Annotated in this window: 15 protein-coding genes, 12 tRNA genes and 1 rRNA gene; 1 reads left to right on the top strand and 27 read right to left on the bottom strand. The window is 44.6% G+C overall.

What is annotated here, in order from left to right; genetic code table 11:
• Positions 1–20: 20 nt before the first annotated feature.
• The 14 genes from HUS26_RS14110 to HUS26_RS14175 all read right to left on the bottom strand — a co-directional run bounded on the left by HUS26_RS14110 (position 21) and on the right by HUS26_RS14175 (position 3,627).
• Positions 21–1,589, bottom strand: a 16S ribosomal RNA gene (locus HUS26_RS14110).
• A 120-nt stretch (positions 1,590–1,709) separates the two neighbouring features.
• Positions 1,710–1,786, bottom strand: a tRNA-Ile gene (locus tag HUS26_RS14115).
• A gap of 24 nt (positions 1,787–1,810) precedes the next feature.
• Positions 1,811–1,884, bottom strand: a tRNA-Gly gene (locus tag HUS26_RS14120).
• A gap of 51 nt (positions 1,885–1,935) precedes the next feature.
• Positions 1,936–2,012: transfer RNA gene (locus HUS26_RS14125), tRNA-Pro, on the bottom strand.
• 8 nt (positions 2,013–2,020) lie between these two features.
• Positions 2,021–2,097: transfer RNA gene (locus HUS26_RS14130), tRNA-Arg, on the bottom strand.
• 71 nt (positions 2,098–2,168) lie between these two features.
• Positions 2,169–2,252: transfer RNA gene (locus tag HUS26_RS14135), tRNA-Leu, on the bottom strand.
• 37 nt (positions 2,253–2,289) lie between these two features.
• A tRNA-Leu gene (locus tag HUS26_RS14140) sits at positions 2,290–2,371 on the bottom strand.
• Positions 2,372–2,378: 7 nt separating this feature from the next.
• A tRNA-Lys gene (locus HUS26_RS14145) sits at positions 2,379–2,454 on the bottom strand.
• A gap of 116 nt (positions 2,455–2,570) precedes the next feature.
• Positions 2,571–2,645: transfer RNA gene (locus HUS26_RS14150), tRNA-Gln, on the bottom strand.
• 6 nt (positions 2,646–2,651) lie between these two features.
• Positions 2,652–2,728, bottom strand: a tRNA-Asp gene (locus HUS26_RS14155).
• A gap of 25 nt (positions 2,729–2,753) precedes the next feature.
• A tRNA-Glu gene (locus tag HUS26_RS14160) sits at positions 2,754–2,825 on the bottom strand.
• An 18-nt stretch (positions 2,826–2,843) separates the two neighbouring features.
• A tRNA-Ser gene (locus tag HUS26_RS14165) sits at positions 2,844–2,934 on the bottom strand.
• A 4-nt stretch (positions 2,935–2,938) separates the two neighbouring features.
• Positions 2,939–3,013: transfer RNA gene (locus HUS26_RS14170), tRNA-Asn, on the bottom strand.
• Positions 3,014–3,180: 167 nt separating this feature from the next.
• Positions 3,181–3,627 (bottom strand): SprT family protein, encoded by a 447-nt coding sequence (locus HUS26_RS14175; RefSeq protein ID WP_173917751.1) that lies wholly within the window; start codon positions 3,625–3,627, stop codon positions 3,181–3,183.
• 77 nt (positions 3,628–3,704) lie between these two features.
• Here HUS26_RS14175 and cmpA point away from each other — a divergent pair, with 77 nt between their 5' ends.
• Positions 3,705–3,815: a cortex morphogenetic protein CmpA gene (gene cmpA, locus HUS26_RS14180; RefSeq protein ID WP_173917752.1), complete on the top strand. Its 111-nt coding sequence runs from the start codon at positions 3,705–3,707 to the stop codon at positions 3,813–3,815.
• 39 nt (positions 3,816–3,854) lie between these two features.
• On the opposite strand, the gene HUS26_RS14185 is transcribed toward cmpA, so the two are convergent.
• The 13 genes from HUS26_RS14185 to HUS26_RS14245 all read right to left on the bottom strand — a co-directional run bounded on the left by HUS26_RS14185 (position 3,855) and on the right by HUS26_RS14245 (position 14,799).
• Positions 3,855–6,014 (bottom strand): Tex family protein, encoded by a 2,160-nt coding sequence (locus HUS26_RS14185; RefSeq protein WP_173917753.1) that lies wholly within the window; start codon positions 6,012–6,014, stop codon positions 3,855–3,857.
• A gap of 100 nt (positions 6,015–6,114) precedes the next feature.
• A complete protein-coding gene (locus tag HUS26_RS14190) occupies positions 6,115–6,714 on the bottom strand; it encodes a SpoIIE family protein phosphatase (RefSeq protein WP_173917754.1) in 600 nt (199 codons plus the stop codon).
• Entirely contained in the window at positions 6,715–7,494 is a 780-nt protein-coding gene (sigB, locus tag HUS26_RS14195) for an RNA polymerase sigma factor SigB (RefSeq protein ID WP_173917755.1), read from the bottom strand.
• Positions 7,469–7,942 (bottom strand): anti-sigma B factor RsbW, encoded by a 474-nt coding sequence (rsbW, locus tag HUS26_RS14200; RefSeq protein ID WP_173917756.1) that lies wholly within the window; start codon positions 7,940–7,942, stop codon positions 7,469–7,471. The genes sigB and rsbW overlap by 26 nt, the downstream gene beginning before the upstream one ends.
• Before the next feature lie 2 nt (positions 7,943–7,944).
• Positions 7,945–8,274 (bottom strand): STAS domain-containing protein, encoded by a 330-nt coding sequence (locus tag HUS26_RS14205; RefSeq protein ID WP_173917757.1) that lies wholly within the window; start codon positions 8,272–8,274, stop codon positions 7,945–7,947.
• A 66-nt stretch (positions 8,275–8,340) separates the two neighbouring features.
• The gene (locus tag HUS26_RS14210; protein ID WP_173917758.1) at positions 8,341–9,351 is read right to left on the bottom strand and encodes a PP2C family protein-serine/threonine phosphatase; all 1,011 of its coding nucleotides are present in this window, start codon (positions 9,349–9,351) and stop codon (positions 8,341–8,343) included.
• Positions 9,352–9,363: 12 nt separating this feature from the next.
• Positions 9,364–9,765, bottom strand: coding sequence for an anti-sigma regulatory factor (locus HUS26_RS14215; protein WP_173917759.1), 402 nt, complete (start codon positions 9,763–9,765; stop codon positions 9,364–9,366).
• 2 nt (positions 9,766–9,767) lie between these two features.
• Positions 9,768–10,124 carry an STAS domain-containing protein gene (locus HUS26_RS14220; protein WP_305792008.1) on the bottom strand — a complete coding sequence of 119 codons (357 nt, stop codon included), beginning with the start codon at positions 10,122–10,124 and terminating at the stop codon, positions 9,768–9,770.
• A 5-nt stretch (positions 10,125–10,129) separates the two neighbouring features.
• Positions 10,130–10,999, bottom strand: a complete 870-nt coding sequence (locus tag HUS26_RS14225; RefSeq protein WP_173917761.1) for an RsbT co-antagonist protein RsbRA — start codon at positions 10,997–10,999, stop codon at positions 10,130–10,132.
• A 376-nt stretch (positions 11,000–11,375) separates the two neighbouring features.
• A complete protein-coding gene (locus HUS26_RS14230) occupies positions 11,376–11,726 on the bottom strand; it encodes a type II toxin-antitoxin system PemK/MazF family toxin (protein ID WP_082236075.1) in 351 nt (116 codons plus the stop codon).
• Positions 11,727–11,731: 5 nt separating this feature from the next.
• Positions 11,732–12,013 carry a CopG family ribbon-helix-helix protein gene (locus HUS26_RS14235; RefSeq protein ID WP_173917762.1) on the bottom strand — a complete coding sequence of 94 codons (282 nt, stop codon included), beginning with the start codon at positions 12,011–12,013 and terminating at the stop codon, positions 11,732–11,734.
• Between the two features lie 157 nt (positions 12,014–12,170).
• Positions 12,171–13,328, bottom strand: coding sequence for an alanine racemase (gene alr, locus HUS26_RS14240; RefSeq protein WP_173917763.1), 1,158 nt, complete (start codon positions 13,326–13,328; stop codon positions 12,171–12,173).
• A gap of 415 nt (positions 13,329–13,743) precedes the next feature.
• Positions 13,744–14,799, bottom strand: a complete 1,056-nt coding sequence (locus tag HUS26_RS14245; RefSeq protein ID WP_173917764.1) for an outer membrane lipoprotein carrier protein LolA — start codon at positions 14,797–14,799, stop codon at positions 13,744–13,746.
• Positions 14,800–14,854 lie beyond the last annotated feature (55 nt).

A 14,854-nucleotide genomic window follows, 5' to 3' on the forward strand; every position in this document is an offset into this window, starting at 1 on the left:
GCCGTTCCTTTTATCCTTAGAAAGGAGGTGATCCAGCCGCACCTTCCGATACGGCTACCTTGTTACGACTTCACCCCAATCATTGGCCCCACCTTCGGCGGCTGGCTCCATAAAGGTTACCTCACCGACTTCGGGTGTTGCCAACTCTCGTGGTGTGACGGGCGGTGTGTACAAGGCCCGGGAACGTATTCACCGCGGCATTCTGATCCGCGATTACTAGCGATTCCGGCTTCATGCAGGCGAGTTGCAGCCTGCAATCCGAACTGAGAATGGTTTTATGGGATTTGCTACACCTCGCGGCTTCGCTGCCCTTTGTACCATCCATTGTAGCACGTGTGTAGCCCAGGTCATAAGGGGCATGATGATTTGACGTCATCCCCGCCTTCCTCCGGTTTGTCACCGGCAGTCACCTTAGAGTGCCCAACTCAATGCTGGCAACTAAGATTAGGGGTTGCGCTCGTTGCGGGACTTAACCCAACATCTCACGACACGAGCTGACGACAACCATGCACCACCTGTCACTTGGTCCCCGAAGGGAAGACCCTATCTCTAGGGTGGTCCAAGGATGTCAAGACCTGGTAAGGTTCTTCGCGTTGCTTCGAATTAAACCACATGCTCCACCGCTTGTGCGGGCCCCCGTCAATTCCTTTGAGTTTCAGCCTTGCGGCCGTACTCCCCAGGCGGAGTGCTTAATGCGTTAACTTCAGCACTAAGGGGTGGAAGCCCCCTAACACCTAGCACTCATCGTTTACGGCGTGGACTACCAGGGTATCTAATCCTGTTTGCTACCCACGCTTTCGCACCTCAGCGTCAGAAACAGACCAGAGAGTCGCCTTCGCCACTGGTGTTCCTCCACATATCTACGCATTTCACCGCTACACGTGGAATTCCACTCTCCTCTTCTGTCCTCAAGTTCCCCAGTTTCCAATGACCCTCCACGGTTGAGCCGTGGGCTTTCACATCAGACTTAAGGAACCGCCTGCGCGCGCTTTACGCCCAATAATTCCGGACAACGCTTGCCCCCTACGTATTACCGCGGCTGCTGGCACGTAGTTAGCCGGGGCTTTCTCGCGAGGTACCGTCAAGGTACCGCTCTATTCGCACGGTACTTGTTCTTCCCTCGCAACAGAACTTTACGATCCGAAGACCTTCATCGTTCACGCGGCGTTGCTCCGTCAGACTTTCGTCCATTGCGGAAGATTCCCTACTGCTGCCTCCCGTAGGAGTCTGGGCCGTGTCTCAGTCCCAGTGTGGCCGATCACCCTCTCAGGTCGGCTACGCATCGTCGCCTTGGTGAGCCGTTACCTCACCAACTAGCTAATGCGCCGCGGGCCCATCTGTAAGCGATAGCTCAGAAAGCCATCTTTTACTCTTCCCTCATGCGAGGGAGGAGATTACCCGGCATTAGCCCCGGTTTCCCGGGGTTATTCCGGTCTTACAGGCAGGTTGCCCACGTGTTACTCACCCGTCCGCCGCTCATTCCACTAACGTCACCCCCGAAGGGGATCAGTTAGCTTCCTGCGCTCGACTTGCATGTATTAGGCACGCCGCCAGCGTTCGTCCTGAGCCAGGATCAAACTCTCCATAAAAGTAGTTTGACTTGCTCATTTGCACACCGAATGTGCTTGTTTGAATTCTCTCTATATAATAGAAAGAATAAATTGACGTACTGGTTGGTTCGTTCAGTTTTCAAAGATCAAAATGCTTAATGGTGGGCCTGAGTGGACTCGAACCACCGACCTCACGCTTATCAGGCGTGCGCTCTAACCAGCTGAGCTACAGGCCCCAAATGGCATTCAACAGCTTATAATGGAGCGGGTGAAGGGAATCGAACCCTCATCATCAGCTTGGAAGGCTGAGGTTTTACCACTAAACTACACCCGCAATATTAAATTAAGTGATAAGTAGATTTCCAGCGTTATGATAGAACTCTCATGGTCGGGAAGACAGGATTCGAACCTGCGACCCCTTGGTCCCAAACCAAGTGCTCTACCAAGCTGAGCTACTTCCCGTAAGTAAATGGCGCGCCCGAGAGGAGTCGAACCCCTAACCTTCTGATCCGTAGTCAGACGCTCTATCCAATTGAGCTACGGGCGCCTTTTGAAGCGACATATTCTAATATATCATGCTCCAGCTTGAATTGCAATACTTTTTTTGAAAAAGCTTAGTGCGGCCGAGAGGACTTGAACCTCCACGGGGTTGCCCCCACTAGGCCCTCAACCTAGCGCGTCTGCCGATTCCGCCACGACCGCTAATTGATCAAGCAATTTGCAAAAGCTAATTACTAAGTGCGGGTGGAGGGACTTGAACCCCCACGCCGTGAAGCACTAGATCCTAAATCTAGCGTGTCTGCCAATTCCACCACACCCGCAAGAAAATGGTGAGCCATGGAGGGCTCGAACCTCCGACCCTCTGATTAAAAGTCAGATGCTCTACCAACTGAGCTAATGGCTCTTAATAAAAGAAATAATTTCGTAACAGCTTGAGAATATTTAGTTATGCTTTGTTTGAAGCACAAGGAATATCATATAACTTCTCAAAAGGTTTGTCAACCCTTTTCACACACAAAATGGCTGGGCCAGCTGGATTCGAACCAGCGCATGACGGTACCAAAAACCGTTGCCTTACCGCTTGGCTATGGCCCAACTAAATGGCGGTCCGGACGGGACTCGAACCCGCGACCTCCTGCGTGACAGGCAGGCATTCTAACCAACTGAACTACCGGACCCGGACCTGAAGTGTATGTATGAAAGTGACCCGTACGGGATTCGAACCCGTGTTACCGCCGTGAAAGGGCGGTGTCTTAACCGCTTGACCAACGGGCCGTTTAGAACAATAAAAAATGGCGGAGAAGGAGGGATTTGAACCCTCGCGCCGCTTGCGCGACCTACACCCTTAGCAGGGGCGCCTCTTCAGCCACTTGAGTACTTCTCCGTAATGGCTCCACAGGTAGGATTTGAACCTACGACCGATCGGTTAACAGCCGATTGCTCTACCACTGAGCTACTGTGGAATAAATTTCAAACTGACAATGTCAGCGACGTTATATATAATATAACATTTATAGGCTTGTGTCAATATTATTTTTTATGTAATTTAAAGCAGCTTGTCTGCTCTTCACTCCCCTTTGTTCAGGGCTTATTTAATTTAACATGGACTACATATTTCGTCAATGGATTTTTACTGTTTTTTTAACTTTCCTCTACATTTTCCGCAAACATAGCGGGACGTATCGATCTTCCTCTTCCTTCTATAGCTTTGTCCGCAGTCTGTGCATTTATATATGAGTGTTTTATCCAGATCAGAAGGCAGCGGTTTACAGTACCGCGGCGACCCTGTTTTTTTCAGCAGTTCTTTAAAAGATTGATCCCCATGCGAAAAGCCTTTTCCTTCTATATGAAGATGATAATGACAGAGTTCATGCTTTATGATGCCCTGGAATTCCTCTTCGCCCAGCTCTTTTAAATATTTTCCGTTGAGCTCGATAACTCGTTTAGAAGGAATATACCGTCCGCCTGTTGTGCGAAGTCTGGGGTTAATGGTTACACGATCAATAAATGGCTTCCCAAAAAAATCGAGGGATATCTGGTTTGTCCATTCATGCAGCTGCTTTTCTGACATCGTCATGGTGACACATCCTTCTTCTTTTACGCATAACTTATTATAAATGGGATGATTCCTAATTTCAAAGGGAGGAGATTTCTGTGCCTCGTTGGTTACAGAAGCAAATGTCCAATGCATTTTTAAATAAGGATAAGTATCAGATTAAAATGTTAAATCAGTGCTGGTATTTTTACCGACGTCGTTTAAAATAAAAAAGCCCGGAAGACGTGGTGTCTCCCAGGCAGGTATGATTATTTGTTCACCATAGTCAGCGCGATCCGCTGTTTTTGGGCGTCTACATTATCCACCCATACGGTGACGACATCACCGACGGATACGACGTCCATTGGGTGCTTAACGAACTTATTGGAAAGCTTGGAAATGTGAACGAGCCCATCCTGTTTTACGCCGATATCCACAAATACTCCAAAATCGACAACATTTCGAACGGTCCCCTCTAATTCCATTCCCTGCTCTAAGTCTTCCATCGATAATACATTTGTTTTTAACAATGGCTTCGGCAGGTCATCCCTTGGGTCACGGCCTGGTTCGGCCAGTGCCTTTACAATATCCTTCAAGGTAGGCTCTCCTGTTCCAAGCTTTTCAGCCATCTCTGATAAATTGAGTCCTGACAGCTTTTCCCTGACCTCTTGATTTCCTAAATCGCTTGGGGAAGCATTGATTTCTTTTAGTAATGAGTAAGCGGCTTTATAAGATTCCGGGTGGATCGATGTTTTATCCAACGGCTCTTCTCCTTCTAATACACGAAGGAAACCGATACTCTGCTCAAACGTTTTGGCGCCGAGACGCGGAATGTCCTTAAGCTGCCTGCGGCTTGTAAATTTACCGACTTCTTCTCTTTTCTTAATGACGTTATTCGCTACGGCTTTACTTAAGCCGGATACATATTGAAGAAGTGATGGCGAAGCCGTGTTCACATTTACTCCTACCTGGTTTACGGCCGTTTCTACGACAAAGGTAAGGGATTCGTTGAGCTTCTTCTGCGTAACGTCGTGCTGATACTGCCCGACACCGATCGATTTCGGATCAATTTTCACGAGTTCTGCCAGCGGGTCTTGGACGCGTCGGGCGATGGATACGGCGCTTCGCTCTTCAACCTTCAATTCCGGAAACTCTTCACGGGCGAGCTTGGAAGCTGAATATACACTTGCCCCCGCTTCGTTAACGATCATATAAGCTGCTTTAAAATCATATGACTGAATCATATTGGCGATAAACTGCTCGGTTTCTCTTGAAGCTGTTCCATTTCCGACAGCAATCAGCTCTATCGGATATTTATCAAAATAGCCTTTAATCGTTTTCTCGGCACCTTTTACATCATTCTTTGGAGGAGTTGGGTAAATAACAGAAATATCGAGTACTTTTCCTGTTTCATCAATGACAGCGAGCTTACATCCTGTTCGGTAGGCAGGATCGACTCCCAGGACAACCTTGCCTTTTAACGGCGGCTGAAGCAGCAGGCTCTTTAAGTTGCTGGAAAATACTTCGATCGCCTGTTCTTCCGCTGTTTCTGATAACGAATTACGAATTTCCCTTTCAACTGAAGGCTGGATAAGACGTTTATAGCTGTCTTCAATCGCCATCTCCAGTAATTCACGAAGCTTGGCATCCGCTGATGGCTTAATTACTTTGTTTTTCAAGTAATCAATAATGCTGTCCTGCGGCGGGTTAATCGTTACTTTTAGCACATCTTCCTTTTCCCCTCGGTTTAAAGCCAGGATGCGGTGAGAAACAATGGAGCGAATCGGTTCCTGATATTCATAGTACATTTCAAAAATCGACTTTTCGTCTTTTTCTTTATCCTTCTCTTTGGCTTCAATTGTACCTGAATGGAAAGTCTTTTGTCTTATATTCTCGCGATATTGAGGATCATCAGAAATCCACTCGGCTAAAATATCGTTCACGCCGGCAGTTACCTCTTCAACGGTATGTAACTCGTGTTCTTCGGAGAAAAACTCTTTCGCTTCTGCTTCATAGTCAAAAGGCTTTTGCTCCCATACTTTTAAAGCTAAAGGCTCGAGTCCTTTTTCCTTGGCTGCCGTAGCTCGGGTTCTTCTCTTTTGCTTATACGGCCGGTATAGGTCTTCCACTTTCTGCAGTTTAGCCGCGTTTTCGATTTCTTCTTTTAGTTCCTCTGTTAATTTTCCCTGCTCATCTATCAGCCGGGTTACTTCTTCTTTTCGCTGGGAGAGGTTCTCTACATAGTTCCACTGATCTTCTATCGTTTTTATCTGAACTTCGTCTAATCCTCCCGTTAACTCTTTTCGGTAGCGGGCAATAAACGGAACCGTGTTCCCATCTGCTAATAATTGAATCACTTGCTGTATAGGCTTTACGGCAATCCCGGTTTCTTTTGCCACTAACTGAATATGGTCCTGGTTTTCACTCAAAACAAGTCCTCCTCAATAACTAGGTCTACTCTTTATTGTATCAAACATCGCACACTTAATAAGGGACCTTATTCATGATTTTTCTTAGAATAAGGTCCCTTTATTTATACTTCATGGCGATGAGTGTCGTATCGTCATCAATGCTTTTGCCATAAAGCTCTTTATACTGTTGAGTCATCACATCTATATTTTTTGAGCTGATATGCTTCGCCGATAATTTCCGATCTTGTACTCCGTCAGAAAACATAAGAAACATCATCCCTCGTTCTGCCTTACCCCGGCTCACTCTCAGCTTTCTCGGATACCCTGCAAGATAACCAGCAAGAGGAATGTTCCGGCTTCTATTACCATCCTGATCAATGATAATAATGCCGATATTCCCTATGGAAGAGTAAGAATAGGTCTGCTCCTTGAAGTCGATATTAAGTATGCCTAGCACTACCCCGCGTTTGCCGAGCAAAGCATTATTGCATTTCGTAATAATTGACTCAATTTCCAAATCCGGATATTTCTCGATCACGTCCATTACGGCCTGTGAAGAATCCTTCGCCAGCTCTCCGCTGCCTAAACCGTCAGCAATAGCACAAACAAACTTCTCATCGGTTTCCTTGTAGTAATAACTATCTCCACAAAAGTAATTTCCTTTTTTGGCTTTCTGATAAATGGAGACAGCTACTTTTGCCGCTGCACCAGTGTTCACTTAAAATGCCTCGACGGATTCTGCCTGTAAGGCTTCTTTTAGTTTACGAAGAGCTCGGCGCTGAAGGCGAGAAACATGCATTTGTGAAATACCGAGCCTCTCCCCGGTATCTTTTTGGCTCAAGTTCTCAAAATAGGTGCACTGCAGAATTTCCTGTTCACGTTCACTAAGTATCGGCAGCACTTTTTGAAGGAGCATTTTCTGATCGATTTGATCATAGCCGCCTTCAGGATTTCCGATAAGATCAAGAATCGTCACAGTGCTTCCATCAGAATCGGCTTCGATTTTACGATCCACGGAAAGAGCCTTATAACTTTTGCCCATCTCCATCGTCTCCAGGACATCTTCTTCAGAAACCCCGATATAATCAGCGATTTCCAATACCGAAGGAGACCGCTGCAGGTCACTGGTCAGTTCTTCTGCGGCTTTCTTAATCTTAGGTCCTAGTTCTTTAATGCGCCGGGGAACATGGACACTCCACGTTTTATCTCTGATAAATCGTTTAATCTCCCCGATGATCGTCGGAATCGCAAAGGACTCAAAGGACTTCCCGAACTCCGGGTCATAGCGGCGGATAGCGGCCAGCAGACCAAGCATTCCGACTTGCACCAGATCCTCATGAATCGTACTGTTTTTTGAATATTTACGGGCGATGGACTCCACTAAATCATTATAGGTTAAGACAACTTTTTCTTGAATTTCTTCATCTTTAGGATTTTCTTGTAAATACGCGATCCACTCGTAAACCTCATCATTATGATGTTGAGATCTGGTCGCCATCTTGACCCACCTCATTTTCCTGAAGGTATTTTGTCATCAGGACAATAACGCCGTATTTGCTGTTGATTTCTACTTTATCCATTAATGCGTCAATTAGGAATAGGCCAAACCCGCCTTCCCGCAGTTCGCCGATATCGTCATTATGTTTGTACGGTCCGATATCCTCTTTAATTTCACCAAGGTTAAAGCTTCCACCATGGTCGGCAACCATTACTTCCAGGCGGTCTTTATAAATTCCAAAGCCAATAGTAATCTCACCTTCGCCTGTTTCCTTATATGCGTGCTTCACAGCATTTGTGATCGCTTCAGAAATCGCTACTTTAAGATCTTCAATTTCCTCATAGCCAAACCCCATACGGTTTGCAATTCCAGAGGTGCTTAAGCGGACAACACCAACATATTCAGCTTTAGCAGGAACTTTAACCTCTACAAAATCAAATGGTTCCATGATTACATTCCACCTTGTACTTTATTATCAATGTCCATAATCTCGGTTAACCCAGTGATTTTAAACAAACGGTATACTCGGTCCTGCATGTTAATAAGCTGTAAAGAAGTGTTGTGCTCCTTTGTAGACTTAAGAGCGCTGATGAAAACTCCAAGCCCTGTAGAATCCATATAGTTTACATCCTGAAGGTCTACTTCAACTGTTTGGCCTTCTTCTTTTGTAAGGGGTAAAAGAGTGTCTTTCAGCTTAGGTGCTGTAAAGGCATCCACTTCCCCAGATAGCGCCACTGTGGCGATTTTTTCTTTATTCGTAACGTCGATAGTTAAGTTCATCTCATATGCCTCCCCTTGTAACTTAAAAAAGTCCAGTAGAATAAAAGTACCCGGTGCACCTTTATTTTAAACCTTCCTCTTCAAAATTATTAAAGTAAAATCGTCACGCAAATAAAAATCCTGCAGCCTCTCAAAATGCTTGTACACCTGCTCTACTGTTTCCTGAGCGGAAAGGTGGGCATACTGTTTAATGATCTCCAGCACTTCATCCTCTTCAATGAAGCGGTCGCCCTGCCTGCATTCAGTAACTCCGTCTGTAAGCAGGATTACCATATCACCTTCGTGCACCTGTTTTGAGCATTGTTCATACGTGGCTTCTGAAGAAACACCAAGCACCAATCCGGAAGCATCAATCTCTTCAAATTCGTCCTTTTTACTGTTGTAGTAGTAGCCTGGTTCATGGCCAGCTGATGAAAAACGAAATACGTGATCACGGATATCATACAAGCCGTAAAACATCGTAACAAACATACTGGAATCCACATTTCGCTCAACCACTCGATTTAAGCTGCCCAGAATGACACCGGGGTCCATCAAATTCTCAGGAAAACTATCCATCGAATATTTGATCATGGACATACACAGCGCAGCTGGTACACCTTTCCCTACTACATCGGCAATCGCGATACCAAGCGAACCGTCTTCATCTTTAACAAAATGGTAGTAATCCCCATTCATCTGCTTCGAGGGAACGCTTATTGCGCCTAGGTCCAGGCCGTCAAAATCAGGTTTTTCCGTAGCAAGAAGCGTCTGCTGCATATTGGCAGCAACAGAAATTTCAGATTTAAGCTCGAGCTGTCTTTCCCGGAGGGACTGATACTCCTGATAAGCGAGCCCATAAGAAATCATCGTTTCTAACAAAAAGTCCAGTGAAGCCTGAATATATTCAGGCATTTCCGGGTATAGGTCCTGTAAGGACTCAATATGAACATTAATAATCTCTTCAGGAGAAATGTTCTGCTGCATCGAATGCTTGCTGAATTGTTCGGCCTGATAAAGAGCCTGCTCATCTTTTGTTTTTATATATTGATGCATTAATTCTTTATAATTTTCCAGATCGAGTTTAAGCGTACTCATCGTATCCCTCCTCTACCGGAGCCATTTAACGACTTTGATTTCCGTCCCCTTGCCATACTCTGAGAATATATTAAAATCATCCATTAATCGTTTAACTCCGGGCAATCCCGCTCCCAGTCCTCCAGAAGTGGAAAAGCCGTCTTCCATTACTTGGTTTAATTCTTTAATCCCCGGGCCATCATCCATCGCAATAATTGTAATCCCTTTTTGATTCATATCTTCAATCGGTTCAAAGCAGATCTTTCCTGTCCCAGCATACAAATAAATATTTCTTGCTAATTCAGAAATTGCAGTAGCAATCCTTGCCTGGTCGACTGTTCCAAAACCAATTTTTCTGGCAATGTCGCGCCCAAGCTGTCTTGCTCCTACAATATCCCACTCTTTTTTGATATTGACACAGGATTGGATGTCCATACTCACTCCTCCAATTCCTGACGAAGTTTTATCAGTCCTTGTTCTAAATCTAGTGCAGTTGGGACATCCTGCATATGAATTCCAAGGTCAATTAATGTCATTGCAACAGCAGGCTGAATACCTGTGAGGACCACTTTTGCCCCCATTAGATCAGACATTGTTACTACATCACCTAGAACCTTGGCGATAAAGGAATCAATAATGTCTACAGAGGTTAAGTCAATAACCACTCCTGTAGATCCGCTCTCGTGAATTTTACTCAATAAATCTTCCTGAAACTGAATAGCCGTCTGATCATCCAAATCAATCTGAATAGAAATTAGTAAATAGTTATGGAGCTTTAAAATTGGTATTCTCACTGTTATCACTCCCTGTCCAGAGAATCAATTAGCTTTTCTATATCTTTTTCTTTGTCTTGTGTCTGTTCAATGGTGCGGTTAGTTAATTCCAGGGCAGTTTGGAATCCTTTTCGGAGTGAGCTCTTCGTCGGGAATTTCCCAAGGTCAATGCCCAGGTTCACAATCGTCTGCGCAATTTCCGGACGGATGCCCACTAAGATACAGCGGGAACCAATCAAGCGAACCGCTTCGGCTGCCTGAATAATGTGATGAGCCACCATAGTATCTACAACAGGAACACCTGTAATATCAATTAACACAACTTCAGCATTATGCTTAATCACACCATCTAACAGGTTCTCCATGATAAGTTTAGCTCTTTCTGTGTCAATGGTGCCAATCAAAGGCATGATTGTAATGTTTTCCATTACCGGAATTAACGGAGCTGACAGTTCTTGAAGAGCTACTCTCTGCAAGGACACGATGTTTTCCCAGCTTCCAGAAAATTCGTTCACGAGCTTATTAATAACGGGATCTACCCAGTTATCGACCTGGCGCAGAATTTCACCGAAATATTTTGAATCGACTTGATCTGATCTTTGTAAGATAAATTCAGTAATTACACGGCGAAACACTTGCATGCCATCCGTTAAGTAACTGAGCGGCCACCCTAAATTAATCAGGCGTTCTGAAAAGTCTTCCAGGTCGGAAGAGACACCGTTCTTTTCAATACTGGAAAAGATCACATTCACGAATTCTCTATTTGTATTTTCGAAAAGCTCGTCCGATATTGATGATGTATAATCACTGGATTTCTTGCTGTTTACTTCTTCTAGCCACATTTTCACGATGTCATCGCTATGTTCGATAACCATCCCTTTTAATCTCTTGTCCATGATAAACCTCCACGTTATTAACCAGTCTTGTTTATTCCCGTTCAGAGTTATACAAATATAATATTAACAAATTTGCTGTATTAAATATACTAATTACTTCTATTTTATACTTTTTCCTATATCTTCGCCAACCGAATATGTTTTTTCAATTATTTGCCACTGAACAAAGGCTTAAAGCGCCCTGGTAGACACAAAACGCATAAGCAAAACGGCCGGAGGAAGGTGACCTTCCCTTCCGCAGGGCGGATTGCTTATGACGCAGTGTCTGAGCGCTGGAGCTCGATGTCGCTCTTTTAAACATATATATCCACAGCTTGGAATTTTATAATTTCCTAGACGACAAAAAACAAAGCTGCCGTATTTTGCGGCAGCTTTGTTAAAAGTCAATCAGTCCTAGGCTGATCTGTAACGCTTCATTGACCTGTTTCATCATCGGTTCATCTAGCTGTGTAATTTTATCGGTCAAACGCTGTTTATCAATCGTCCTGATTTGTTCCAATAGGATAACAGAATTACGTTCAAAACCATATTTCTTTGCATCGATTTCAACGTGTGTGGGAAGTTTGGCTTTTTGGATTTGTGCAGTAATCGCGGCGATAATTACTGTGGGGCTGAAACGATTCCCGATATCATTTTGCAGGATAAGTACAGGGCGCACTCCTCCCTGTTCGGATCCCACAACTGGGGACAAATCAGCGAAATAAACATCTCCTCGTTTGACTATCACCGATTTCACACCCCGCTCACTAGTTGCTCCAGGGTGTGATCTGCCTCCTCTTCGGCCTGAAACGCTTCTGAAGCGATGTTAAGATTAATTTTAGCCATTTCCATATAACCACGTCTCATAGATTCTCTAATATGGCGTTGTTTTTCTTCACGCAGGTACATTTTCGTCGCTTTACACATGAAATCGCTCCGATCACTATTTTCATGTTGAACATGTCCATCTAATTCAACCAAAAGGTTATTCGGAATCCGAATGACAATCTCTCGCATACTGTCGGACACAACCATACACCTCCACCATCTTTTCCCAAAAGAAACCAGTCTACTTAAGTCCAATTTAATCTTATCATTCGCCCGTGTCTATTGCAAAGGAGTCTTGGGTTTTTTTCGTGAAAGATGTAGCTTAGCGTCTGGAATTAAAAGGATTCCTGCACATTTTAAAAATTTATAAGGAATTCTCTACTTCTACTATATGCCCGTTTTCCAAATACATGCGTGGAATTCGCCGACTGATCATACAAGGAATTTCGTAATTAATCGTCTCTAAATATGCTGCTACATCGTCCGTGTGCACTTCATCATTCCCTTGCTTTCCAATTAATGTAACCTGACTTCCTGCAGAATATTCCTGATCGAGCTTAATCATGAACTGATCCATACATATCCGGCCGACAATGGGGTGTTTTTTTCCGCCCACTAACACTTCAAAACCCTGCAGCTTTCGAATCCAGCCATCGGCATAACCGACAGGAACAGTTCCGATCCATTCTTCCTCTTTGGCCTGATAAGTCGCCCCATAGCTTAAGCTTTCACCTGGCTCCACTTTCTTTACGTGGGTGAGTCTGCTTTGCAGTGAGAGAGCCGGCTTTAAATCGATAGGCTGTTCCTCTTTTACATCAGGAGATGGATACAGTCCATACATACTGATTCCAAAGCGGACGAAGTGTTTCATCTGCTCTGGGAACCGCATGCTTGCCGCACTGTTTCCTGTATGCATTTCTACTTCATGCGGCCAGTCAGCCTTTAAGTGTTTCAGCATAGACTCAAAACGTTCGACCTGCTTATGGTAGTAGGAAGTATCGGTTTCGTCCGCTGTGGCAAAATGGGTAAATATCGCTTCGAGCTTTAGGTTTTCATTTTTCTTAATCTCAGCCAGCAGACGGTCCATTTCATCAGAAGAGCGAATGCCGATCCTCCCCATTCCCGTATCCCATTTCATATGGAGAAGCAGCGGTCTTGCAAATCCATTTGACGGCAGTGACTGAAGCCATTCTTCCTGAAAGACGGTCACTGCGATACCATGCTCTGCAGCGAGCACGGCATCTTCAGGACGGGTCCAACCCATAACAAGGATTGGAGCCTGAATGCCGGCTTTTCTTAGTTTTAAAGCTTCATCGAGTAAAGCAACCGCCAGGCGCTCGGCTCCAGCCTTCAGAGCTTTTTTTGCCACCTGAATATCACCATGCCCGTACCCGTTCGCTTTTACTACGGCATAAATTCCTGTATCTTCTCTTAAACGTGTTTTAAGCTGTTTTATATTGTAATCAATATGGGACAACTCTACTTCTGCCCATGTATCTCTGTAAAATTTCTCTGCTGACACTATAAAAGCGCCCCCTGTTCTTATTCATATCTTTCTTATTATTGAATGTTAGAAAAAGCGTGTCAACTGCCAGGAGAACGGGAGCTGCTTAAACAATAACTTTGGATTAGTTTTTATTGTCAGCCTGACCAGAAAAATGGCTCTGTAAAACGACATTGTTAAAACATCCCAAAAAGAAAGGGAATTTGAGAGACTCCTGTTTAAAGGCGTCCTGCGCCCACGCAGTGAGGTCACGAGCGAGGAGACTCTAGTAAAGAGAAAGTTCGATTAAGTCCTGCGCCACTCGAACGCACTCAAGATCGTACGGGGCCGCAAAAAGCGAACAGGTTCCCCTTTTTTTATGAGCATTACTATTAAAAATAACATAACTAAAAAAATAAAAGCAGACCGTTAAGCCTGCCTGCATGTCGTACCTTTATTTTACGGAGTAGCCATTTACGGAATTGGCCACAGCTATGAGCTCTTCCTGGGTTAATTCATTACTGGCCACATGGTAAGTTGTTTGGTTCTTCGTCCATTCAAGCTTTTGATTAGAAAGAGCACCTACAGATCCGTCAGCTAACTGAACGAGCTCGCCATTAACCGCAACCGTTTCTCTTGCACTTGCCGGCTGAGTCGTCGCAGACTCCTGAATGACGGTAAAGTCTTTTTCTCCTTTATACGTCATAATGGTTCTTGCACCATTCTCTGTCGCCACTTTCTGTTCATCAAAGAGACTGGATCCAAATGTTTCCTCAGGATAAAGAACTTCCGCTTCCGCTGATTCTTCCGCCGGCTGCTCTGGTTCTGCCGGGTCTTCTTCAGCTGCATTTACGGCTGTATCTTCCGTTTGGCTCATCGCCATATTTTCATCAACATCGAAGTCGGTTTCCTTAAAGGAATCATCCTGCGCGAAGTTGGAAAACTGCACTTCTACTAAGGAGGTCATGTCTTTATCTAACACTTTCACCATTACAGGAGCATATGTCTTTTTATCAAAATAAATCTCTTGAAAAGGCAGGGATTGATTGTTCTGATAGTTGGTTTTCGTTTTAAAGACGTAATGGTTATCAGTTGAGTTAAACTCAGCCTCACTGTCTGCTTTAATGTCTCTAATGAGTGAGTTGAGCAAGTAAGGCTGGCTTGTGTTCTCCGGCCAATCGCTCTGGAACTTAAAGCTCTTATTGAGCGCAGGTGTCAGTACGAATACACCGCTGTTATTTTTCAAGATAATTTGGCTGCCTTTTTCATCTCGATCACTGGCAAGCTCGACTTTATAAAAGTCTTTCTTTTTATGGGAGATCTGAATTTGATACTTCTGGTCTTCCTTGCCGGTTTTCATCGTCATCGTGGCATCTGTCTTATAACCGGCCATCTCCGCCTGCTGGTCTTCGAGTTTTTTCACGACGTCTTCTTTCGACTGCTCTCCACAAGCGCTGAGAACAAGAAGGGCCGCCATGATCATAAAGAAAAGGATCGGGAAACGCTTCATCTTGATTTCAACTCCTTTGTCTCTTCCTTGAGGACAAAGGGAACGTTCACCAAAT

This window comes from Halobacillus sp. Marseille-Q1614, from assembly GCF_902809865.1.
In the GTDB taxonomy this organism is placed as follows: Bacteria; Bacillota; Bacilli; order Bacillales; family Halobacillaceae; genus Halobacillus_A.

Excerpts from the sequence above, each read along its gene's own strand:
- HUS26_RS14215 (WP_173917759.1), bottom strand. The coding sequence starts at position 9,765 with ATGGACATCCAATCCTGTGTCAATATCAAAAAAGAGTGGGATATTGTA.
- HUS26_RS14245 (WP_173917764.1), bottom strand. The coding sequence starts at position 14,799 with ATGAAGCGTTTCCCGATCCTTTTCTTTATGATCATGGCGGCCCTTCTT.
- sigB (WP_173917755.1), bottom strand. The coding sequence starts at position 7,494 with ATGGCGACCAGATCTCAACATCATAATGATGAGGTTTACGAGTGGATC.
- HUS26_RS14205 (WP_173917757.1), bottom strand. The coding sequence starts at position 8,274 with ATGAACTTAACTATCGACGTTACGAATAAAGAAAAAATCGCCACAGTG.
- rsbW (WP_173917756.1), bottom strand. The coding sequence starts at position 7,942 with ATGGAACCATTTGATTTTGTAGAGGTTAAAGTTCCTGCTAAAGCTGAA.
- HUS26_RS14225 (WP_173917761.1), bottom strand. The coding sequence starts at position 10,999 with ATGGACAAGAGATTAAAAGGGATGGTTATCGAACATAGCGATGACATC.
- HUS26_RS14175 (WP_173917751.1), bottom strand. The coding sequence starts at position 3,627 with ATGACGATGTCAGAAAAGCAGCTGCATGAATGGACAAACCAGATATCC.
- HUS26_RS14235 (WP_173917762.1), bottom strand. The coding sequence starts at position 12,013 with ATGGTTGTGTCCGACAGTATGCGAGAGATTGTCATTCGGATTCCGAAT.
- HUS26_RS14210 (WP_173917758.1), bottom strand. The coding sequence starts at position 9,351 with ATGAGTACGCTTAAACTCGATCTGGAAAATTATAAAGAATTAATGCAT.